We start from the raw sequence: 21,786 nt of genomic DNA on the forward strand, positions 1-21,786 counted from the left end.
CTCCTCAGACCGTGGCCGGTACGGGCGTCGGTCGCGGGGACGGCAGCGCGTCACGCCGGTGCAGCAGGGCGACGCCGAGGGCGGAGCCGACCCCGAACAGGGCGCAGCACGCCCAGGGCAGCCATGGCGCGCGGTGCTCCCCGGTGTCCATGGCCCAGCCGACGGCGGTGTTGCCGAGGGCGGCGGCGACGCCGGAGACGACGTAGAAGATCCCGTAGTAGGTGCCGGTCAGTCCGGGGCGGCCGAAGCCGGGGATCAGCTCCATGACGAACGGGGAGGCCGTCATGATGCCGACGTAAAGCAGGAGGGTGCCGAGCAGGAGCGCCACGGCCGCAGGCGCCCCGGCGGAGCCGGTGCCCGCCACGGTGGCGGGCGGCACGAAGGCCAGGCCCATCAGCAGCAGTCCGGCGGCTATCCAGCGGGCCCGGTGACCGCGCCGCTTCAGGGCCCGGGTGAGGCGCAGTTGCAGGGTGAGGTTGACCAGGGTGCCGACGAGGAAGACCAGGCCTGCGGCGCCGTCCCAGCCGGTGGCCTCGCGGGCGCCGGACGGCAGCAGCAGGTAGAGCTGGTTCTCCAGGGTGAACATGCCGACCATGGCGAGCGCGAACGCCAGGAACGCACGGTTGCCGACGACTTCGCGCCAGTCGGCGAGGACCCCGCCCTCGCTGGGCTCGGCTCGGCGCGCGGGCAGGACCAGGGCCTGCGCGAGCGTCAGGAGCCCGAAGATCGCGGCGGCGGTGAGGGCAGAGGTACGGAATCCGACGAGCAGGAGCATGCTGCCGAGCAGCGGGCCGATCAGCGCCCCGGCCGTGGCGAACACGTTGAACAGCGCGAAGGCCTCGGCCCTGCGCTCCCCCGACTCCTGCGCCAGATAGGCCCGTACGGCGGGGTTGAACAGGGCCCCGGCGAGGCCGCTCAGCGCGGACGCGGCCAGCAGCACGGCCGGACCGTCGCCGAGCGCGAACAGCGCGAACCCGACGGTCCGCAGCGCGCACCCGGCGATGATCACGCCGCGCGCCCCGAGACGGTCGGCGGCGGATCCGCCTATGACGAACAGTCCCTGCTGGCTGAGGTTGCGTATCCCGAGGACGACGCCGACGAGCGCCGCCGACATGCCGAGGTTCTCGGTGAGATGGGTGGCCAGGTAGGGGATGAGCAGGTAGAAGCCGACGTTGACGCCGAACTGGTTGACCAGCAGCAGGCGTACGGCGAGGGGGAACCGTCGTATCTCGTGCCACGTCCTCATGCCGCCACCTCCTCGACGCCGAGCCCCGGACGGTCGGGCGCGCGGACGAAGCCGTCGGCGCCGCCGATCCCTGTCCACGGGTCGTGCGCGAGCAGCAGATGTCCGTCGAGGTCGGCCCAGCGGGCGCGGTCGGCGAGGTGCACGGCGGGCGCGAGGCCGAGGGTGCTGGCGGTGAGACAGCCGAGCATCAGCGCGGTCCCGCTGCCCTCGACGGCCTCGGCGATGCGCAGCGCCGCGTGGACGCCGCCGCACTTGGCGAGTTTGACGTTGACACCGTGCACCCGGCCGGCGAGGCGGCGGACGTCGTCGAGGCCCACGGCGTCCTCGTCGGCGACGACCGGCAGCGGGGAGCGTTCGGCGAGGGCCGCCAATGCCTCCGGGTCGCCCGGGGCGAGGGGCTGTTCGACGGCTTCGACGCCAAGGTCCGCGAACCGGGCGAGCAGTTCGGGTGCCCGCGCCGGTGTCCAGGCCCCGTTGGGGTCGAGGAGCAGCCGGGTGCCGGGCGCGGCGTCGCGGATGACGCGGACGCGCTCGATGTCCTCCTCCGGGTCGGGGGTGCCCGCCTTGACCTTCAGGACCTCGAATCCGGCGGCGGCCAGGCGCCGTGCCTGGGCGGCCGCGTGCAGCGGTGCGCAGATGCCGAGGGTGCGGGCGGTGGCGGCGACGGGCGGGGCGGCGGCACCGAGGAGCCGGTGGACGGGGCTGCCCGCGCGCTTGCCGACGAGGTCGAGGAGCGCGGCCTCGACGGCGGCGGTGACGGCGGGCGGCGCGTCCCCGGCGAGCCGCCCGGCCCGCAGTGCCTCCAGCGCGCTCTCGGGGTCGGCGTACCGGGCCAGAGGGACGTCGGCGAGGAGCCGCTCCAAGGTCTCGGTGCCGAGGCCGTAGTACACGCTGGTGACGGCTTCGCCGTGGCCGTGCAGCCCGTCGTGTTCGACGGTCAGCCACACGGCGTCGCGGGCGGACATGGTGGAGCGGGAGATGCGCAGCGGCTCGGCGAGTTCGAGGCGCACGGTGCGCCGGGTGGCCTTCACAGGGGGTCTTCCGGGGAGTCGAGGGGGTCGGTGACACGGGTGCAGCGCACCCATCCGGTCGCCTCGGTGGCGCGCGGGTGCGGGATTTCGACGGGGCGCCGGGCCGCGGTGGCGGGGTCGATGCCGTGCGCGGTGGTGAAGTCGTCGTCGAAGACGGTGCCGAGGTAGCGGTGCGGCCCGTCCGGGAAGACGGTGGCGACGACCGCCCCCGGATGGACGCGGGCCGCCCAGGCGGAGACGAGCGCGACCGCGCCGGTGCTCCAGCCGCCGGTGACGAAACTGCCGCGGGCCAGGCGGCGGCAGCTGTCCACCGCCTCGGCGGGACCGACCCAGTGCACCTCGTCGAAGGCGTCGTGGGCGACGTTGCGGGGGTGGATGCTGCTGCCGAGGCCGCGCATCACCCGGGGCCGGGCCGGCTGGCCGAAGATCGTCGACCCGGTCGCGTCGACCCCGATGAGCCGCAGGGCCGGCCAGTGCCGGCGCAGCGGGGCGACGATGCCGGCGCTGTGGCCACCGGTGCCGACGCTGCACACCAGGCCGTCCAGGTGGTCGAGCTGGACGGCCAGTTCGGCGGCGAGCGAGGCGTATCCGGCCGTGTTGTCGGGGTTGTTGTACTGGTCGGGCCAGTAGGCGCCGGGCAGGCCGGCGAGCAGTTCCCGCAGGCGTGCGAGCCGCGCCGCCTGCCAGCCGCCGCGCGGGGCGGGCCGGTCGACGATCTCCAGCCGTACGCCGTGGGCGCGCAGCAACTGCCGCATGGACGGTTCCAGTTCGCGGTCACCGACCAGCACCACGGGATGGCCGAGGGCCGCTCCCGCGAAGGCCAGCCCGAGGCCGAGCGTCCCGGACGTCGACTCCAGGACGGGTGCGCCGGGCAGCAGCTCGCCGCGCTCGCGGGCGCCGAGCAGCATCGACACGGCGGCGCGCGCCTTCATCCCGCCGGCCGCGAGACCTTCGAGCTTGGCCCAGAACCCCGGGTGCGGACCCGGCAGTTCGGTGCCGATCCGGACGAGCGGGGTGCGGCCGAGGAGGTCGAGCAGTTCGGGGCGCGCCGGTGCGCGGAGGGCGGTGGTGGTGGTCATCGTTCCTCCTCGCGGTAGCGGTGGATCACGCCGGGTCCGCCGTCCAGCCAGAAGAAGGGGTACGGCTCGGCGCACACCGCGCTCACGCCCTGCCCGAGGAAACGGGGCAGGACGGCACCGCCGGTCTGGGCGAACATCACCAGCCGCTTGCCGTGCCGCTGGGCGTGCGAGCGCAGCGGGTCGAAGGTGCCGTTGCCGAGCGTCATCCCGGACACGAGCAGCGCGTCGCAGCGGGCGGCGGCGGCAAGCGCGTCGGTGCCGACCGGCTCGCCCCACTCGGTGACCCCGCCCTTCAGGTCGCAGGGAACGCAGTGGACCCCGCGCGTCCGCAGCTCCTCCAGCAGCGAGTTGACGACCCCGACGACCAGCACGGTCGATCCGGCCGGCGGATCGAGCAGCTCGACGACGGCCCGTGCGCGGGCCCGTGACTTCTCCAGCGAGGAGCCGGCGGGCAGCCGTACCGGCTCGGCGCCGCGCTCCGGCGTGTGCGGGAGGTGGTGCGTCAGTGCCGCGTCGAGCGCCGCCACGCGCACCGGCAGCAGCGGGTGGGCGAGCAGCCGGGCCACGTCCGCGCCGACGCAGTCGTCGAGGGCGCTCTCGGGCAGGGCCCCGGGTTCGACGGCGCACGAGCCGACGGCCTCGGCGAGACGCAGACTGAGGACCTCGTTGCGGTAGCCGGTGCCGCGCCCGGCGTGCCGTACGGCCTGGCGGGTGGTGAAGGCGACGGCGATCCGCACAGCGGCGGGGTCGAAGCCGAGCTCTCCGGCCCGGACGCGGTCCACGAGGCCGGCGAGTGTCCCGTCCGTGGCGGTGCCGAAGGTCATCGGATCACCATCCCGGCGCGTACTTCGGTCAGCAGGGTCTCGACGCGCTCGCGCGCGCCGGGGCCTTCGGGGTCGCCGGCCATGACGTGGCCGAGGTACTCGTTGTTGCTCCCGGCCGCTTCGACCGGGCGGCCGGGCTCGGCGAACCGCGCCTCCAGCACGCCGGGTGCGGCCCCCGGTCCGGTGCCGTCGAGGGCTTCGAGGGTGCCGCTGGTGTGCGGCACGAGGAAGCCGATGGCCGCGCTGCGCAGACCGGTGTCCGTGCGGCGCAGGTCCGGGGTGCGGCCGAGGGCGACGTCGACGAAGGCCGCGGCGAGGTCGACGCCGGTGACGTGGCGGACCAGCTCGGTGATGCGGTTGCCCGCGGGGCGTGGGTTGACCTCGACGACGCGTGGGCCGGCGGAGGTGAGTTTGATCTCGGTGTGCGCGACCACCCCGTCGGTCAGCCCGAGCGCCTCCAAGGCGTCGCGCGCGGTCCGTTCGGCGGCCTCGGTGCTCTCGGGGCCGAGGGCGGCGGGGAACATGTGGCCGGTCTCGATGAACGCGGGTGCTCCGCCGACGCTCTTGTCGGTCACGCCCACGACGTGCACGGTGCCCGCGTGGGAGACGGTCTCGACACTCACCTCGGGCCCGTCCAGCAGTTCCTCCAGGAGGACGAGCGGTGCCCGGCGCTGCCCGCGCGCGTTCACGGGGAAACCGGCCAGCGCCCGGAAGGCCGCCGCCAGTGCGGCCTCGTCGTCCACGCGCCGCACGTACATGCCCGCGCACAGGTCCACGGGTTTGACGACCAGCGGGTAGCCGATCTCGCGGGCGGCGCGCGCGAGATCCGCCCACTCCTCGTGGACGGCGAACCGCGGCTGGGGCAGCCCTGCCGCGGCGAGGACGCGACGGGTGGCGTCCTTGCGGCAGGCGTTCCGGACGGCCTGGGGACCCGGTCCGGGAAGGCCGAGACGGCCGGCGACCCGGGCCGCCGTCGGCAGGTAGTAGTCGCAGGACGTCAGGACGCCGTCGAAGCCGAGCACCGAGTGCAGCCGCTCGACCTCGGACAACAGGGCATCGGTGTCGTTGGTGTCGGCGGTGACGATGGTGCGGGCCCCGAGCAGGGGATGCGCGGTGCCCTCCGGTGCCGACCGCAGGTAGTGGTGCAGGTCACGGGTGAGGAACGTGAACTCGTGTCCTCCTTCCCGGATCGCACGCGGCAGCAGTCTGCTCATCGAGCCGACCCAGCTTTCGATCACCAGCAGATGACCCACAACTCCCCTTTTCAGGCGCTTGGTTCAGACGTCAGGGCAGCCCGGCGGGGCCCTCGCTGGAGAGCGGGGCGCCAGGTTGTGCGCAGCACACGTTAGCGATAATGATTCCCATTGTCATCTGACCGTCCAACAAGCGTTCGGAGCGCCGCGTGCCGCTTTCCCCCCGCCCTTCCCTCCGCCCTTCCCTCCGCCTTTCCCCCCGCCCTTCCTCCCGCCGCACCGCCCTGCTGTGCGCACTCGCGGCCGGTGCCGCGGCCCTCGCCCCCTCACCCCCGGCGGCCGGGAAGGCCCACACCGCCGCCCCGGCCCTCCGCTTCGGGGCCTGCCCCGCCTCCGTGCCGGCGCCGCCCGCCCCGGACCGCGTCGAGTGCGGCAGCGTCACGGTGCCGCTCGACCGGGACCGCCCCCGTGGGCCGCGGATCGAGATAGCCGTCTCCCGTGTCCGCGCCTCGGGAACGCCCGCGCAGCGGCGCGGCATCCTGCTGGTCAACCCGGGCGGCCCGGGCGGCTCCGGACTGCCGTACGCGGTGACGAAGCGGGCCAAACTCCCCGAGAGCGTGCGGCGTTCGTACGACGTCGTCGGGTTCGATCCGCGCGGCGTCGGCCTCAGCGCGCCGGCCGACTGCGGTCCGATGGGCGGGCTCTTCGACAGCCCCGGCGCCGACCCGGTGCCGGTGGGCCGGGCGGCGGAACGCGCGTACCTGGCCTCGCTGCGCAGGACGGCCGACGACTGCGCGGCGGGCTCGGCCGGCGTGACGGCGCACCTCTCCACCGAGCAGACCGCCCACGACATGGACGCGATCCGCGCCGCGCTCGGCGAGCGGTCGGCGAGCTTCCTGGGTGTCTCGTACGGCAGCCGTCTCGGCGCGGCCTACGCGGCCCTGTTCCCCCGGCGGGTGGACCGGATGGTGCTCGACAGCGTGGTCGGGCCGTCGAGTTGGTACGACTTCGACGTCCTGCAGAGCCGGGCGCTGCTGCGGCAGCGCGACACCTTCTTCGCGTGGACGGCCGCGCACGCGGACCGCTTCGGGCTGGGCGACCATGCGGCGGCGGTCCGCGAGGCCTACCTGCGGGTGCGGCGGGAGCTGGCTCTGCGGCCCGTGGAGGGGATCGGGGCGGCCGGGTTCGACCGGGCGGTGTACCGCGCCCTGGGCCGCACCGAACGCTGGTCGGGGCTCGCCGACGCACTGCGCGCCCACCTGCGGGACGGCACGGTGACGGGCCTGCGCCCGGCGTCACCCTTCGACGGCGCCGCCTCACGCAACTACGAGGCGGCGAACCGGATCGTCAAATGCGCCGACGGGCCGGCGCCGACGCCCGCCCGCGTCCTGACGGACATCCGTCGCACCCGCCGTGTCGACCCTCAGCCGGTACTGACCGGCATGGAGGCGTCCACCTGCGCCTACTGGCAGCATCGCCCGTCCCGCCGCACGCCCCTCGGTGGCGCGGGCGTGCCGCCCGTGCTCCTGGTGGCCTCCGCGCACGACCCGGTCACGCCCGTCGCGGGCGCGCGGGAGCTACGGCGGCTGCTGCCCGGCTCACGTCTGGTGACGCTGGAGAACGACCACTCGCACGGGGTGTTCGCCAGCCGGGGCGACGCGTGCGTGGACGGCACGGTGGCGGCGTACCTGGTCGACGGGCAGGTCCCGGCGGCGGATGTGCGGTGCGCGGGACCTGGGTTGCCGGAGCCGTCGCCCCGGTGAGTACGCCGCCGCCCGGACCGTGGCGAATCTCGGTCCGGGCGGCGTGCAGCGTGCAGCGTGCGGCGGGTCAGGCGACCGGTGCCGGGTAGGTCGGATACTCGACGCCGGAGACGTACTGGACGACCCGGACGACCTGGCAGGAGTAGCCGAACTCGTTGTCGTACCAGAGGTAGAGGATCGCGTTGTCGCCCTCGACCTTGGTGGCGCCGGCGTCGACGATCGAGGCGTGGCGCGAGCCGATGAAGTCGCTGGAGACCGCGTCGGGAGCGCTGGTGAAGTCGATCTGGCGCTTGAGCGGCGAGGTCAGGGACACCTCGCGGAGGTGGTCGAGGACCTCCTCGCGGGTGGTCTCGCGGGCGAGCTGCAGGTTGAGGATCGCGATCGAGACGTCCGGCACGGGGACGCGGATCGAGCTGCCGGTGATCTTCGCCTTCAGCTCGGGCAAGGCCTTGGCGACGGCGGAGGCGGCGCCGGTCTCGGTGATCACCATGTTCAGCGGCGCGGAACGGCCGCGGCGGTCGGCCTTGTGGTGGTTGTCCAGCAGGTTCTGGTCGTTGGTGAACGAGTGGACGGTCTCCACGTGGCCGCGCAGCACGCCGAACTCGTCCTCCATCGCCTTCAGCGGCGGGACGATCGCGTTGGTGGTGCAGGACGCGCAGGACAGGATGTTCTCGTCCGGCTTGAGCATGTCGTGGTTGACGCCGTGCACGATGTTGGGCACGTCGCCCTTGCCGGGGGCGGTCAGCACGACCTTGTCGATGCCCGGCCGCAGGTGCTTGGACAGGCCCTCGCGGTCGCGCCACTTGCCGGTGTTGTCGATGAGGATGGCGTTCTTGATGCCGTACGCCGTGTAGTCCACCGACGTCGGGTCGTCGGAGTAGATCACCTTGATCTCGTTGCCGTTGGCGACGATCGTGCTGCTCGCCTCGTCGACGGTGATCGTGCCCTGGAACTGGCCGTGGATGGAGTCGCGGCGCAGCAGCGAGGCCCGCTTGACGAGGTCCTCGTCGGCCCGGCCACCGCCGCCCCGGACGACGACCGCGCGCAGCCGCAGTCCGTTGCCCGAGCCGGCCTTCTCGATCAGCAGCCGGGCGACGAGGCGGCCGATGCGGCCGAAGCCGTAGAGGACGACGTCGCGCGGCTCACGCCGCTCGGCCCGGTCGTCACCGGTGGCGCCGGCGACGGCCTCCGCGGTGAACTCCTCGACGCCGAGGCCCCGGTCGTCGGCCATGTACGTGGCCGCGAGCATGCCGATGTCGATCTGGGACGGGCCGAGGTCGAGGGTGGTCAGCGCCTGGAGGAAGGGCATGGTCTCGGTGACCGAGAGCTCGGCGCCGGCGATCTGGCGGGCGAACCGGTGGACTTTGAGGATGCTGATGACCGACTTGTTCACCAAGGAGCGGCTGTGCAGCAGGACGGTGACGTCCCGCTCGCGGTGCAGCTTCCCGATGATCGGAATCATCGACTCCGCGATCTCCTCGCGGTTCTTCCAGTTGGTGAACGAGTCGTCGTTGATCGTCACGGGCCTATCTTTCGAGCTAGGTGGCGCTCATATGCTAACCACACCACCGTTTCGTTCATTCACCGGGTGGTCGCGCGGTGTTCTCCGGCCGGCCCGGTTCGAAAATGCGTGGCGGCCGGATCGGGGCGGCGCTACGCTCGCCCGCGATGACGACTCACTCCCTTGGCAGATTGGGGGTCCCGTCCGCGCAAGGTGAGTGCTGATGAGCACTCCCACCGCCGCGAACGGCGATTCCCGCCTTTCCCTCTGGCTGCGCGTGCGCGAGTTCGCCGTGCCGCCCTCCATGATCGAGACCGCGACCGCCCGCCGCCGTGCCGGGGACTGGGCCGGGGCATGCGCCGCCGCGGGCATCGACGTCGACCTCAACCTGCGCGCCGTGGCGCGCGCTTACGGCCGCGAGCCGGCCCGTCTGCTCCGCGCCGACCTTCGCCATCTGGCCCCGGACCTGCTGCGCTGGCACATGCCGAGGGCCGCACCCGACGGTCTGCTGCGCCCCGGCCTGACCGTCGCCCTGGCCCGGTACGACACCGGGGACGAGGGCGCCGACCCGGTCCACCTGGTGGCCCGCACGGCCCCGGCCTGGGCGGACGCGGGACAACGGATCAGTCTCGCGGTGTGGGGCGGGGCGGGGGCGGGCTCGGGGAGGGGGCCGGGTACGGATTCAGGTCTCCGTACGGATCCGGGTGCCCGCGTGGGTGCGGGGCACCTCCCGGCGGCCGATGCGGGTGCCGGTGCCCGTCCGATGCCGGGTGGCGGTGACCGCACGGACGCCGGTGCCCGCCCGGGGGCCGATGCACGTGACCGCACGGATGCCGGTGCCTCCTCGACGCCCGGTGGCGGGGACCGCACGGACACGCGCGCCGGGGGCCGGGATGCGGACGCGGCTCGCGGGCATCTCGTCGACGCGAGTGCCCGCAGTCACCCGCACCCGCACCCCAGCCGTCGCTTCCGGCTCGACCTGCACCGGCACCTGTGGGACGCACGCCGGACGGACGAACTGCGGACCCGGTCCGGGGCCGATCTGCCGCCCGGCGCGCGTTCCGACGACGGGGAGCGCGGCTGGGCCGTCGACCGGTGGGCCGACGAGGCGGCGATCCTGCTCCGGGCGGAGGGACGCTCCACCGGCCCCGTAGCCGTGCGGATCGGCGCACGGCGGCGCCTGGTCCTGGACTGCGGACCGGAGCTGCCGGCGCCGCGGACCTGGACCGCGTCGACGGCCCGTGACCCCTCCGCGCTGCCGGTCCTGCCCGACGCCGCGACCTGGGTGCTCCCCGACCTGGAACTGCTCCGCGCCGGCCTGATCGAGGCCGACCGGCTGCACCCGCTGGTCGCCTCGGCACTGCTGCCGGACCACTCCCCAGCGCCCCAGCCGGTACGGGCTCCTGGCCCGGCGGAGCAAGCGCACCTCGTCGACTGCCGAGGAGCGCGGCACCGTATCGGCCTGGTCGACGGAGTACTGACCCCGCTGGACCACGACCCGGCCGAGATCCGCCGGGAGGAACTGCTCGCCGAGCTGACCGGCACTCCCCTGCCCTGCCTCCGGGCCGTCGACACGGCGCGCCAGGAACTGGAGGCCGCCGCCCGGCAGCGGATCGTCTACGGCATGTACAGGTCCGGCCTGCACGGGGCAGGTCCGTACGGTTCCGGCCTGTACGGGTCAGGTCCGTACGGTTCCGGCCCGTACAGGTCAGGTCCATACGGTTCCGGCCCGTACGGGTCAGGTCCGTACGAGGCAGGCCTGTACGGATCCGAGCCCGTCCCCCCGCCCTCGCACCGCCGACGCCCCCGCGACCAGCGCACGCACCCGCGCCACGCGACCCGCCCGTGAGTCGTCACTGACGCCGGGCCCTCGGCCGACCGACGACTCCCCGTGACCCGACCCCTTCCGACCTGCCCCCAAGGTGATCACACATGTCCACACGCATGCCCTCCTCCCCGACCACCGACTCCCGACTTGCGGTCGCCGACGCCCTGTTGGCCCTCCTCCGCGACACCACCACCGAAGCCCGTCCCGACACCCAGCTGGAGGCCCTGACCCTGGCCGTGTCGGCCGACCTGCCCGTACTGCTGTGGGGCGAGCCGGGGATCGGAAAGACCGCGGCCCTGACCCAGCTGGCCGACTCCCTGGACCTGCCGCTGACCACGGTCATCGCCAGCGTGCACGAGCCGTCCGACTTCTCCGGACTGCCCGTCGTCGGTGACGATCCCGCCACGCAGGGCGTCCCGATGGCACCGCCGGACTGGGCGGTGCGCCTCGTACGCGCCGGCCGGGGACTGCTGTTCCTCGACGAGTTGTCCACCGCCGCGCCCGCCGTGCAGGCGGCCCTGCTCCGCCTGGTCCTCGAACGACGGGTCGGCGCCCTCGGGTTGCCGCCCGAGGTGCGCATCGTGGCCGCGGCCAATCCCCGCTCCTCCGCCGCCGACGGCTGGGAGCTGAGCGCCCCGCTGGCCAACCGGTTCGTGCATCTGTGGTGGACCCACGACCAGGACGTCGTCATACGCGGTCTCGGCGGGACATGGCCGAGGGCGACACTGCCCCGGCTCGCCCCGGAGAAGCTGCCGCACGCCGTGGACTTCGCGCGCCGGGCGGTGTGCGGGCTCCTCGCCGCCCGCCCGGGGCTCGTGCACCGGCTGCCCGGCAACGAGGCGCGCCGGGGCGGGCCCTGGCCGTCGCCCCGCAGCTGGGAGGCGACCCTGCGTCTGATCGCCTTCGCGACCGCCGCCGGATCCTCCCGGGACGTACTGTCCCTGCTGGTCAGGGGCGCCGTGGGGGACGGTCCGGGGCTGGAGTTGCTCGCGAGCCTGGACCGGATGGACCTCCCGGATCCCGAGGTGCTGCTCGCCGACCCGGCGGGTGCCGTGCTGCCCGAGCGGGGCGATCTGCGCCAGGCCGTGCTGGACGGGGTGGTGGCGGCCGTCCGCAAGCGCCCGGACCGGGCCCGCTGGGACGCCGCCTGGTCGCTGCTCGTCCGGGCGGTGGAGACCGGGGCACCGGACCTGGTCGTGGTCCCCGCGACGACGCTCGCCTCGCTGCGCCAGGAGGACTGGGACGTCCCGGCGTCGATCGAGCGGCTCGCCGGAGTGGTGACGCTGTCGCGGCGCGCGGACCGGGCCGCCGCCCGGGCGGCCGAGCTCACCGCGAAGGCGGGCCGGTGAGCGCGCCCTCACCGCCCGGGCTCGACCTCGACAAGCTGCTCGCCGCCCGTCTGCAGGCCGCCCGGGCGCGGCCGTATCTGGCGACCGCCCTGTTCGCCCTGCACCCCGTGGAGTCCCGGCAGGTGCCGACCATGGCGGTCGACACGCACTGGCGCTGCTACGTGTCACCGGCGTTCGTGGACCGGACCCCGGTCGAGGAACTGGCCGGCGTATGGGTGCACGAGGTGTCGCATCTGCTGCGTGACCACCACGGGCGCAGTGACCGGGTCGCGCACCGGCACGGGCTGACCGGGGCCGGCGAGCGGCTGCGCATGAACATCGCCGCGGACCTGGAGATCAACGACGACGTGTTCGGCGACGGGCTGGTACGGCCCGAGGGCGCCGTGGAACCCGCGACCCTGCTGCTGCCCACGGGGCAGCTGATGGAGGACTATCTGCGCCAGTTCCGGCTCGGGCCGCGCACCCAGAGCCTCGCCTGGCTGGACTGCGGCAGCGGCGCCGACGGCCGGGAACGGGCCTGGGACCTGGGCCCGGACGGCGCCCACGGCCTCAGCGCGCAGGAGCGGGACGCGGTGCGGTTCCGGGTGGCCCAGGGCATCACCGGGCGCCCCGGCGACACCCCGCAGGGCTGGCGGAGATGGGCCGAAGAGGCTTTCCAACCGCCGCAGCCCTGGCGGGAGTTGCTCGGCGCGGCGGTCCGCTCGGCGACCTCGGGACCCGGCGTCGGCGAGGACTACACGTACGGCCGCCCCTCGCGGCGTTCGACCGCGGTGCCCGGCGCCGTCCTGCCGAGCCTGCGCCGCCGGCCGCCCCGCGTGTGCGTGGTCGTCGACACCTCCGGCTCGGTCAGTGACGCCGAGTTGGGCAGCGCGCTGCGTGAGGTCGCCGCGATCACGCGTGCGGTGGGCGGGCGGCGGGACCTGGTCACCGTGCTGTCGTGCGACGCCGCCGCCCAGGTCGTGCACCCGCTGTGCCGCGCCGAGGGCATCCAGCTGGTGGGCGGTGGCGGCACGGATCTGCGCACGGGCTTCGCGGGGGCGCTGCGCACCCGGCCCCGACCGGACGTCGTCGTGGTCCTGACCGACGGCCAGACGCCCTGGCCGAGTTCGCGGCCACCGTGCCGGACGGTGGTGGGCCTGTTCCCCCGGCCGGACTCGCGCCGACGGCCGAGGGACGGTGAGGACGACCCCGACTACGTCCCGGACGCGCCACCGGAGTGGGCCCGCGTGGTGGTCCTCGGCTAGGGCACCGACGGTCATCGGCCAGGCACCCGCCCGGCCACGCCGAGCACCGGGCCCCTCCACCCGCCGTCCGCGCCACCACCCCTCCCCTGCTCTTGCCTCCCCGCCCCTCCCTGCTCATGCCTCCCCGCCCTTCCCCTGTCCTTGGCTCCCCGTCCCTCCTCCGCCCTTGCCTCCCTCCCCGTCGTCGACCTAACCTCATTTTGTGCCGCTGATAAACAAAACCCGTTCGCACAGCGCCGTGCCGGGCAAGGGCAACGACCTCACCCGCCTGCGCATCGTCCTGACCACCTTCTTCGCCCTCGACGGCTTCATCTTCGCGGGCTGGGTCGTCCGTATCCCCGCGATCAAGGAGCAGACGAACGCCACCGCGAGCACCCTCGGGCTGGCTCTGCTGGGCGTCTCCGCCGGGGCGGTGATCACGATGACGCTCACGGGGCGCCTGTGCCGCCGCTTCGGCAGCCACCCGGTGACCGTCGTCTGCGCGGTCCTGCTCTCCCTCAGCGTCGCCCTGCCGCCGCTCACCCACTCCGCACCGGCTCTCGGCGCCGTCCTGCTGTTCTTCGGCGCGGCCTACGGCGGGATCAACGTCGCCTTCAACAGCGCCGCCGTCGACCTCGTCGCCGCCCTGCGACGCCCGGTGATGCCGAGCTTCCACGCCGCGTTCAGCCTCGGCGGCATGGTCGGCGCCGGCCTCGGCGCGCTGGTCGCGGGGTCCCTCAGCCCCACCCGGCACCTGCTCGGACTCACGTGCATCGGTCTGCTGGTCACGGCCCTGGCGGGACCCACGCTGCTGCGCATCGCACCGCCCGTGCCGCCGGAGCGGATCGCGCACGACGCCGGCGCCCGCCCCCGGATGGCCCCGAGGACCAGGGGACTCGTGCTCGTCTTCGGCCTCATCGCCCTGTGCACGGCCTACGGCGAGGGTGCGCTGGCGGACTGGGGTGCCCTGCACCTGGAGCAGGACCTGCACGCCTCGGCCGGGGTGGCGGCGGTGGGCTACTCCTGCTTCGCGCTGGCCATGACGGTGGGCCGGCTCAGCGGCACCGCGCTGCTCGAACGCCTCGGCCGCACCCGTACCGTCGTCGCCGGCGGCGCGACCGCCGCCGCCGGGATGCTGGTCGGCGCGCTGTCGGACACCCTGTGGGCGGCGCTCCTCGGTTTCGCGATCGCCGGACTCGGACTCGCCAACCTCTTCCCCGTGGCCGTGGAACGCGCGGGCGCGCTCGCCGGCCCGAGCGGCGTCGCCACCGCCTCGACGCTCGGGTACGGCGGCATGCTGCTCGGCCCGCCCGCGATCGGGTTCATGGCCGACTGGTTCTCCCTCCCGACCGCGCTGACCAGCGTGGCGGTGCTGGCCGGGATCGCCGCGCTGATCGGCGTGGCCACCCGCAAGGTGGGCGGAGGGTGAGGGTGCGGAGCGCCCCGCACCGCGCCGGGAGGTGCCACCGCGGCCCCGGCGATGTGCCGTCCGGCAGGCCCCAACTCCCCCACGCGCTTGCTCCGTACGGCAGACTCACCCGCATGGAGACCGCGGACTTCATCCACACCCTCGACCGCGAGGGCCGGCTGCTCGCCACGGCCGCCGCCGAGGCCGGGACCGGCGCCAAGGTGCCGACCTGCCCGGACTGGCAGGTCAGGGACCTGCTGCGGCACACGGGCATGGTGCATCGCTGGGCGAGCGACTTCGTCGCCGAGGCGCGGACCTCGTACCGGCCCGGCGGTGAACTGCCCGCCCTGGACGGCGAGGACCTGCTGCACTGGTACGAGGAGGGGCACCGCCGGCTCGTCGACACGCTCGCCGCCGCCCCCGCCGACGTGGAGTGCTGGCAGGTGCTGCCGGCCCCGTCCCCGCTGGCGTGCTGGGCCCGGCGGCAGGCGCACGAGACGACCGTGCACCGCGTCGACGCGGAAGCGGCACGGGGCGGCACGGGCGCGGAGATCGCCCCCGAGTTCGCGGTGGACGGCATCGACGAGTTGCTGCGCGGCTTCCACGGGCGCCGCAGGAGCGCCGTGCGCACCGACGAGTCACGGGTCCTGCGGGTGCGGGCGACCGACAGCGACGAGGCGGTATGGACCGTACGTCTCTCCGCCGAACCGCCCGTGACGGAGCGGGGCGACGCCGGTGCCGCCGACTGCGAGATCAGCGGGCCGGCCGCGCGGCTCTATCTGTCGCTGTGGAACCGGCTGCCGTTCCCCGCGGTCGTCGGGGACAGCGCGGCGGCCGAGCTGTGGCGGGAGAGGTCCGCGATCGTCTGGAGCTGACGCCGCCCCTCACCCGGGAACAGCCGAAGCTCCAGCACCCGGGCACCTGGAGTCCCGAACGCCCGGACCCCGGACACCTGTCCAGACCGACTCAGTCCGTCAGCATCCGGCTCAGCACCGCCCGCTGCACCGGCAGCACCTCACCGTGCAGGTCGCGTCCCTTCGTGGTGAGCGCGACGCGGACGCCGCGCCGGTCCTCGGGGCACATCGCGCGCTCCAGGAGCCCGTCCTTCTCCAGCCGGGCGACCAGCCGGGACAACGCGCTCTGGCTGAGGTGGACCCGCTCGGAGATCTCCTGGACCCGCAGCGCGCACGAGCCGGTGTCGGCCGTGGAGCCGACGGCGAGCACGTCGAGCACCTCGAAGTCGCTGGCGCACAGGCCGTGTTGATGAAGGGCGCGGTCTATCTCGCACTGCGTGCGCGCGTGCAGCCCCAGGATGTCCCGCCACTGGTCCACGAGCGCCTGCTCGGCCTTCTCCGCCGCCATGACCGCACCGTAGCAGAGAGATGAATTTATTGCATCGGCATTAAATGCATTTGCATTGAATGCATGCGCATGTAGTGTCTCCGGCATGACCTCTCCGCTCACCCCTTCGGCGTCCGAGGGACGCTGGACCCCGCGCCTGTGGGGCACCCTCCTGGTGCTCTGCGCCGCGATGTTCCTCGACGCGCTGGACGTTTCCATGGTCGGCGTCGCCCTGCCGTCCATAGGTGCCGACCTCGGCCTGTCCACCTCGTCCCTGCAGTGGGTCGTCAGCGGCTACATCCTGGGCTACGGCGGTCTGCTGCTCCTCGGCGGCCGCGCCGCCGACCTGCTCGGCCGGCGCCAGGTCTTCCTGGTGGCCCTCGGTGTCTTCGCCCTCGCCTCCCTGCTCGGCGGCCTCGTCGACTCCGGCCCGCTGCTGATCGCCAGCCGCTTCATCAAGGGCCTCAGCGCGGCCTTCACGGCCCCGGCCGGCCTGTCGATCATCACCACGACGTTCCCCCAGGGCCCGCTGCGCAACCGCGCCCTGTCCATCTACACCACCTGCGCCGCCACCGGCTTCTCGATGGGCCTGGTGCTCTCCGGCCTGCTCACCGAGGCCAGTTGGCGCCTGACCATGCTGCTGCCCGCGCCCATCGCCCTCGTCGCCCTGATCGCCGGCCTGAAGCTGCTGCCGCGCAGCGCCCGCGAACGCGACCACAACGGCTACGACATCCCCGGCGCCGTCCTCGGCACCGCCTCGATGCTGCTGCTGGTCTTCACCGTGGTCCAGGCACCCGAGGCCGGCTGGACCTCCGCCCGGACGCTGCTGTCCTTCCTCGCGATCGCCGTCCTGCTGACCGTGTTCGTCATGGTCGAGCGGCGCTCGCCCGGCCCGCTGATCCGGCTCGGCGTGCTCCGCTCGGGCACCCAGATCCGCGCCCAGCTCGGCGCCATGACGTTCTTCGGCTCCTACGTCGGCTTCCAGTTCCTCGTCACGCTGTACATGCAGTCCCTGCTCGGCTGGTCCGCGCTGCACACGGCGCTCGCGTTCCTGCCGGCGGGCGCGCTGGTGGCGCTGTCCTCGACGAGCGTCGGCTCGATCGTGGACCGGTTCGGCACCCAACGGCTGCTCGCGGCGGGCTTCGCGCTCATGGTCGTCGGCTACGCCCTCTTCCTCGGCATCGACCTCGACCCGGCCTACGCCGCCGCCATCCTGCCGAGCATGCTGCTGATCGGCGCGGCCTGCGCGCTGGTCTTCCCCTCGCTCAACATCCAGGCCACCGACGGCGTCGACGACCGTGAACAGGGCATGGTCTCCGGTCTGCTCAACACGTCCGTGCAGGTCGGCGGCGCGATCTTCCTCGCCGTGGTGACGGCGGTGGTGACCGCGGGAGCACCGGCCGACCCCACCCCGCAGGCCGTCCTCGACAGCTACCGGCCCGGCCTGATCGTGGTGACGGGCATCGCCGTCGCCGGACTGCTGATCGCCCTGTCCGGCCTGCGCCGCACGACGGGCGCGCAGCAGACGGTGGTGGTCGCCCGGTCCGACACCCGGTCCGTGGTGAAGGAGACGGCGACCGGGACGGAGGCGGAGACGGAGCGGGTACCCGTCCGCGACTAGCGGAGGGCGGTACCGGTCCGCGACCCGGGGGACGCCTCCGGTGTGCGCCCGGCGGGGCCTGCTTGCTCCGCCGGGCGCACGCATGTTTGATGCGTTCATGGAGAGCTACGGGGGACGGCGGACACAGGCCGAGCGCGACGCGATCACCGTGGAGATCGGATACGCGTTGTGCAGCGCGGCGTTCGCGGCGGCGGTCGTCTTCGGCGCGGTCGCCGGTCCGGCGTGGCTCTTCGAACTGCCCCGCGTGGTGGAGACGTCACTGGTGCGGACGGGACTTGCCCTGGGGCCGGTGCTGTTCGTCGTACGGGTGGTCGCGGTGCTCGTCCGTTTCCGGCGCGCGGGTCAGCCGAGCCAGCCCGGCCGCACCAGCCCCGACTCGTAGGCGAGCACCACCAGTTGGGCCCGGTCCCGCGCGCCCAGCTTCACCATCGTGCGGCTGACGTGCGTCTTGGCGGTGAGCGGGCTGACGACCAGACGGCGGGCGATCTCCTCGTTGGACAGGCCGATGCCGACCAGCGCCATCACCTCCCGTTCCCGCTCGGTGAGCCCGGCGAGGGCGCCGGCGGCCGCGGGCTCCTTGGACCGCGCCGCGAACTCCGCGATCAGCCGCCGTGTGACGCCCGGTGACAGCAGCGCGTCGCCCGCGACCACCGCCCGTACCGCGCGCAGGAGTTCCTCCGGCTCGGTGTCCTTGACCAGAAAGCCGGATGCGCCGGAGCGGATCGCCTCGAAGACGTACTCGTCCAGCTCGAACGTGGTCAGCATGACCACCTTCACGTCCGCGAGGGCCGCGTCCTCGGTGATACGCCGGGTCGCGGCGAGCCCGTCCAGGACGGGCATGCGGATGTCCATCAGCACGACGTGGGGCCGCAGTTCGCGCACCACGCGCAGCGCCTGCGCACCGTCCGAGGCCTCGCCCGCGACCTCGATGTCCGGCTGCGCGTCGAGCAACGCCTTGAAGCCGGCCCGTACCAGTGCCTGGTCGTCGGCGAGCGTCACACGGATCACCGGACGTCCTCCCTCCTCGTGAGCGGCAACGTGGCGAGGACGCGGAAGCCGCCGTCTACGCGCGGTCCCGCCTCGATCGTGCCACCGAGCGCGGCGGCCCGTTCCCGCATCCCGGCCAGTCCGTTCCCGCTGCCGCCCGCGTCGGCCTCGGTCGCGGGCCCGTCGTCGTCGACCCGCAGCCGCAGCGCGCCACCCCCGTGGTCGAGGTGCACGCGCGCCTGCCGGGACCCGGAGTGCCGTACGACGTTCGTGAGGGCCTCCTGGACGATCCGGAACGCGGCGAGGTCCGTGCCGGGCGGCAGGCGCGGCGCCCGGCCCTCGACCGTGACCGTCAGTCCGGCGCTCGCCGCCTGTTCGACCAGCTCGGGGAGGCGGTCCAGGCCGGGGGCGGGGGCGCGCGGCGCGTCCCCCGGGGTGCGCAGCGTGTCGAGCACCTGACGGACCTCGCCGAGCGCCTCCTTGCTGGCGTCCTTGATGGTGGTGAGCGCGGTACGCGCCTGCTCCGGGTCGCTGTCGAGGAGGGCGAGGCCCACGCCCGCCTGCACATTGATAACCGAGATGCTGTGCGCGAGGACGTCGTGCAGTTCGCGGGCGATCCGCAACCGCTCCTCGTCGGCCCGCCGCCGCGCCGCCTGCGCCCGCTCCGCCCGTTCCCGCGCCCACTGCTCGCGCCGCGTCCTGACCAGCTCCGACAACGCCACCACCGCCACCACCCAGGTGGCGATCACGACCTCCTGCGTCCAGGCGGCGGGCGCGTCCCCGGAGGGCGGTAGCCAGCGGTAGAGCCAGTGCGCGACCAGCACGTGCGCCGCCCACAGCATGCCCAGCGCCGCCCAGGCGGCCTTGCGGTGTCCGGTGACGATCGCGCTGAAACAGGCGACGGCCACGGTGAAGAGCACGGGCCCGTACGGATATCCGGCGCCCAGGTACACCGCGACCGTCACGGCGTTCGCGAACACCACGGCCACCGGGAACCGCTGCCGCCACAGCAGCACCCCCGCCGCCAGCACCAGCAGCACCCGCGCGAACGGATCGAGCACCGCCCGTTGCCCCTCCTGGGCGTGGGCGGCGAAGTTCGACCCGACGAGCACGAAGACGCCGAGCACCACGGTGGAACCCCACGGCCACGTCCCGCCCCGGCGGCCGTGCGGCTCCTCATGACTCCAGCGACCCCGCCGGGACGGCCCGCGCCGCCACCACCTGCCGCGAGGCTCCCACCGCTCGTCCATGCCGCCACGCTAGACCGCACCCACGAACCACGGCGTCAACCGTGCGGCGTGATCCCCCGTACTCCCACGGAAGTACGCCCCGCGCCGGGTTCGCCTGGTCCGCTTCCTTCGGTTCCTTCGGTTCCTTCGGTTCCTTTCGGCACCCGCCGGTCCGGCCCAACCGCAGGTCAGGGTTCGAGGTGAGACAGTTCCTGGCGAAGTACCGTGCGGGCGGCTCGGGTCGCGTCTCCGTGCGCCTGTCGGGCGGCCTGGTATTCCTCGGACGTGACCTTGCACCCGGAGGCGAGGGTCTCGCGGACACGGCGCAGGGTGTGGTACGACGCGTCCACGGCGTCGGCCACATCCGCGGCCGCGGTCAGGATGAGCCGTTCCCGCGCCTCGTCGCAGCCCGAGGCCTGGAAGGCCTGCCGGATTCTGGCCGCCCTCGTCTGCGGGTCCCCATGCTCCTCGTCGGCGGCAAGCCGCATCGCCTCATGCGCGCGGCGAAGCGCGACCAGGCAGTCCACGTACAGGGTGCGGCGGTCCTGCAGCCTGTTGTCCCTGACGGTCCGCCGCCACCGCAGATGCTCGCCGGCCAGTGTGGCCCCCACCCCGAGCACCGCTCCGAGCCCCGTCCCGACGATCGTCGCCCACTCCACGCCGAGGATCGTGCCACAGGGACGGCCCGACGTCGCTCCCCGGTGGTGCGCCTTCCGTGCCCCGGCGGGCTCGGGCCGTCCTGCCCTACCGAGGGTGCACGAGGCCGACGGTGTGGGCGAGTTGGCGGGCGGCCTGGCGGAAGAACGGTTCGCGGTCCTCCACGACCCTCGTGAACTGCCCGAACACCTCGAAGCCCACCAGTCCGTACAACTGGGCCCACGCCGCCACCAGCGTCACCACCACCTCGGGCGGCAGGTCGGGCGCGAGATCGGCGGCCATCCGCACGGCTTCCGGTCGCAGTTCCTCCGCCAGCCGCGGCTTCGCCACCCCCAGCCCCGCGTGGGCGTCCCGCGCGATGCCGATGAGCAGGTGTCCGACCCTCGCGGCGGGCGGGATGGTGGCCTGGGGCGCGGTGTAGCCGGGGACCGGGGAACCGTAGATCAGCGCGTACTCGTGCGGCTTGCTCAGGGCCCAGCCCCGTACGGCCTCGCACACCCGCACCCAACGCTCCACCGGTCCGGCCTCCGCGACCTCGGCGTGCGCGGCCTCGGCGGCTGCCCCCAGGGAGTCGTAGGCGTCGATGATGAGCGCGGTCAGGAGGTCGTCGCGGCTGGGGAAGTACCGGTAGACGGCGGAGGAGACCATGCCGAGTTCGCGGGCCACGGCACGCAGGGAGAGCTTCGCGGCGCCCTCGGCCGCGAGCTGTCTGCGGGCCTCGTCCTTGATGGCCGCGGTGACTTCGATCCGGGCTCGGGCTCGGGCGCCGAGGGGGGTGCTGCTGTTGGTCATGGGGTGAGTTTTCCATGTTCTGGAGCAGTGCACACGGAAGTGAGCGATGCTCCGGTGGTGGATCGGTGCGCTGGGACTGGAGCAATGCTCTCCGGGAGCCACTCGCCCGCCAACCCCATGGGCGACACCCGCTCACAATTCAGAGCACTGCTCTTGCTTTAGAGCACCACTCTCCACCAGACTGGTCCACAAGCGAGAGCACCGCTCTCCCTTTCCGCCCAGGAGCCCGCATGTCCACGCATGTCCAGAAGCCCGGCTGGTTCACCGTCAACGTCTTCAACCGCGCGGTCGCCTGGTCGACCCGCCGCGGCATCAGCATCTGGGGCTCCCGCGTCCTCGCCGTCCGCGGCCGCAAGAGCGGCGCATGGCGCACCACCCCCGTCAACCTGCTGACCGTCGACGGCCGGCAGTACCTCGTCGCGCCGCGCGGCCACGTCCAGTGGACGCAGAACATGCGTGCCGCCGGCGGCGGGGAGCTGCGGATCGGCAAGCACGTGGACTCCTTCGCCGCGACCGAGGTCGGCGACGACGACAAGCCCGCGATCCTGCGCGCCTACCTCAAGCGCTGGAAGGCCGAAGTGGGCGTGTTCTTCAACGGCGTCGGCCCCGACTCCTCCGACGAGGAGCTGCGCCGCATCGCCCCCGACCACCCGGTCTTCGCGATCACCTACACGACCGCGACGAGCCCCACGGGCCTCGGAGGCTGACTCCACC

20 protein-coding genes are annotated in these 21,786 nt (G+C 73.8%); 9 read left to right on the top strand and 11 right to left on the bottom strand.

Going from position 1 to position 21,786, the window contains the following annotated elements:
• Window positions 1-4 precede the first annotated feature (4 nt).
• The 5 genes from ACIP2X_RS13410 to ACIP2X_RS13430 are packed head-to-tail and all read right to left on the bottom strand — an operon-like array spanning window position 5 to window position 5,433.
• Window positions 5-1,246 carry an MFS transporter gene (locus tag ACIP2X_RS13410; RefSeq protein ID WP_401671512.1) on the bottom strand — a complete coding sequence of 414 codons (1,242 nt, stop codon included), beginning with the start codon at window positions 1,244-1,246 and terminating at the stop codon, window positions 5-7.
• On the bottom strand, window positions 1,243-2,277 hold the full coding sequence (locus ACIP2X_RS13415; protein WP_401671514.1) for a mandelate racemase/muconate lactonizing enzyme family protein: 1,035 nt from the start codon (window positions 2,275-2,277) through the stop codon (window positions 1,243-1,245). The genes ACIP2X_RS13410 and ACIP2X_RS13415 overlap by 4 nt, the downstream gene beginning before the upstream one ends.
• Window positions 2,274-3,356 carry a PLP-dependent cysteine synthase family protein gene (locus ACIP2X_RS13420; RefSeq protein ID WP_401671516.1) on the bottom strand — a complete coding sequence of 361 codons (1,083 nt, stop codon included), beginning with the start codon at window positions 3,354-3,356 and terminating at the stop codon, window positions 2,274-2,276. Before ACIP2X_RS13420 ends, ACIP2X_RS13415 begins: the two co-directional genes overlap by 4 nt.
• A complete protein-coding gene (locus ACIP2X_RS13425; protein ID WP_401671518.1) occupies window positions 3,353-4,180 on the bottom strand; it encodes a Rossmann-like domain-containing protein in 828 nt (275 codons plus the stop codon). Before ACIP2X_RS13425 ends, ACIP2X_RS13420 begins: the two co-directional genes overlap by 4 nt.
• A complete protein-coding gene (locus ACIP2X_RS13430) occupies window positions 4,177-5,433 on the bottom strand; it encodes an ATP-grasp domain-containing protein (RefSeq protein WP_401671520.1) in 1,257 nt (418 codons plus the stop codon). Before ACIP2X_RS13430 ends, ACIP2X_RS13425 begins: the two co-directional genes overlap by 4 nt.
• Window positions 5,434-5,582: 149 nt before the next feature.
• Between ACIP2X_RS13430 and ACIP2X_RS13435 the strand changes: the two genes are divergently transcribed.
• Window positions 5,583-7,136, top strand: coding sequence for an alpha/beta hydrolase (locus ACIP2X_RS13435; protein WP_401671522.1), 1,554 nt, complete (start codon window positions 5,583-5,585; stop codon window positions 7,134-7,136).
• Window positions 7,137-7,203: 67 nt separating this feature from the next.
• On the opposite strand, the gene ACIP2X_RS13440 is transcribed toward ACIP2X_RS13435, so the two are convergent.
• The gene (locus ACIP2X_RS13440) at window positions 7,204-8,658 is read right to left on the bottom strand and encodes a glyceraldehyde-3-phosphate dehydrogenase (RefSeq protein WP_401671524.1); all 1,455 of its coding nucleotides are present in this window, start codon (window positions 8,656-8,658) and stop codon (window positions 7,204-7,206) included.
• A 202-nt stretch (window positions 8,659-8,860) separates the two neighbouring features.
• Here ACIP2X_RS13440 and ACIP2X_RS13445 point away from each other — a divergent pair, with 202 nt between their 5' ends.
• From ACIP2X_RS13445 to ACIP2X_RS13465, 5 genes are all read left to right on the top strand, one after another.
• Entirely contained in the window at window positions 8,861-10,486 is a 1,626-nt protein-coding gene (locus ACIP2X_RS13445) for a hypothetical protein (RefSeq protein ID WP_401671527.1), read from the top strand.
• 83 nt (window positions 10,487-10,569) lie between these two features.
• A complete protein-coding gene (locus ACIP2X_RS13450; protein WP_401671529.1) occupies window positions 10,570-11,814 on the top strand; it encodes an AAA family ATPase in 1,245 nt (414 codons plus the stop codon).
• Window positions 11,811-13,058 carry a VWA-like domain-containing protein gene (locus ACIP2X_RS13455; protein ID WP_401671532.1) on the top strand — a complete coding sequence of 416 codons (1,248 nt, stop codon included), beginning with the start codon at window positions 11,811-11,813 and terminating at the stop codon, window positions 13,056-13,058. Before ACIP2X_RS13450 ends, ACIP2X_RS13455 begins: the two co-directional genes overlap by 4 nt.
• A gap of 202 nt (window positions 13,059-13,260) precedes the next feature.
• The gene (locus tag ACIP2X_RS13460; RefSeq protein WP_401671534.1) at window positions 13,261-14,466 is read left to right on the top strand and encodes an MFS transporter; all 1,206 of its coding nucleotides are present in this window, start codon (window positions 13,261-13,263) and stop codon (window positions 14,464-14,466) included.
• 113 nt (window positions 14,467-14,579) lie between these two features.
• Window positions 14,580-15,320 carry a maleylpyruvate isomerase family mycothiol-dependent enzyme gene (locus tag ACIP2X_RS13465; RefSeq protein ID WP_401671537.1) on the top strand — a complete coding sequence of 247 codons (741 nt, stop codon included), beginning with the start codon at window positions 14,580-14,582 and terminating at the stop codon, window positions 15,318-15,320.
• Between the two features lie 91 nt (window positions 15,321-15,411).
• Here ACIP2X_RS13465 and ACIP2X_RS13470 read toward each other — a convergent pair whose 3' ends face one another.
• Entirely contained in the window at window positions 15,412-15,807 is a 396-nt protein-coding gene (locus ACIP2X_RS13470) for a MarR family winged helix-turn-helix transcriptional regulator (RefSeq protein ID WP_401671540.1), read from the bottom strand.
• An 85-nt stretch (window positions 15,808-15,892) separates the two neighbouring features.
• Between ACIP2X_RS13470 and ACIP2X_RS13475 the strand changes: the two genes are divergently transcribed.
• Together ACIP2X_RS13475 and ACIP2X_RS13480 are read left to right on the top strand one after the other, a co-directional pair.
• The gene (locus ACIP2X_RS13475) at window positions 15,893-17,407 is read left to right on the top strand and encodes an MFS transporter (protein WP_401671542.1); all 1,515 of its coding nucleotides are present in this window, start codon (window positions 15,893-15,895) and stop codon (window positions 17,405-17,407) included.
• A gap of 97 nt (window positions 17,408-17,504) precedes the next feature.
• Window positions 17,505-17,789 carry a DUF6332 family protein gene (locus ACIP2X_RS13480; protein ID WP_401671545.1) on the top strand — a complete coding sequence of 95 codons (285 nt, stop codon included), beginning with the start codon at window positions 17,505-17,507 and terminating at the stop codon, window positions 17,787-17,789.
• Here ACIP2X_RS13480 and ACIP2X_RS13485 read toward each other — a convergent pair.
• The 4 genes from ACIP2X_RS13485 to ACIP2X_RS13500 all read right to left on the bottom strand — a co-directional run bounded on the left by ACIP2X_RS13485 (window position 17,750) and on the right by ACIP2X_RS13500 (window position 21,072).
• Window positions 17,750-18,415: a response regulator gene (locus ACIP2X_RS13485; protein ID WP_401671547.1), complete on the bottom strand. Its 666-nt coding sequence runs from the start codon at window positions 18,413-18,415 to the stop codon at window positions 17,750-17,752. The genes ACIP2X_RS13480 and ACIP2X_RS13485 overlap by 40 nt on opposite strands.
• The gene (locus ACIP2X_RS13490) at window positions 18,412-19,644 is read right to left on the bottom strand and encodes a sensor histidine kinase (RefSeq protein WP_401671550.1); all 1,233 of its coding nucleotides are present in this window, start codon (window positions 19,642-19,644) and stop codon (window positions 18,412-18,414) included. Before ACIP2X_RS13490 ends, ACIP2X_RS13485 begins: the two co-directional genes overlap by 4 nt.
• A 167-nt stretch (window positions 19,645-19,811) precedes the next feature.
• Entirely contained in the window at window positions 19,812-20,282 is a 471-nt protein-coding gene (locus ACIP2X_RS13495; RefSeq protein ID WP_401671552.1) for a hypothetical protein, read from the bottom strand.
• Window positions 20,283-20,367: 85 nt separating this feature from the next.
• Window positions 20,368-21,072 carry a TetR/AcrR family transcriptional regulator gene (locus ACIP2X_RS13500; protein WP_401671555.1) on the bottom strand — a complete coding sequence of 235 codons (705 nt, stop codon included), beginning with the start codon at window positions 21,070-21,072 and terminating at the stop codon, window positions 20,368-20,370.
• Window positions 21,073-21,302: 230 nt separating this feature from the next.
• Here ACIP2X_RS13500 and ACIP2X_RS13505 point away from each other — a divergent pair, with 230 nt between their 5' ends.
• The gene (locus tag ACIP2X_RS13505) at window positions 21,303-21,779 is read left to right on the top strand and encodes a nitroreductase family deazaflavin-dependent oxidoreductase (RefSeq protein ID WP_401671558.1); all 477 of its coding nucleotides are present in this window, start codon (window positions 21,303-21,305) and stop codon (window positions 21,777-21,779) included.
• Window positions 21,780-21,786 lie beyond the last annotated feature (7 nt).

It is taken from the genome of Streptomyces sp. NPDC089424 (assembly GCF_044749345.1).
Classification (GTDB): Bacteria; Actinomycetota; Actinomycetes; order Streptomycetales; family Streptomycetaceae; genus Streptomyces.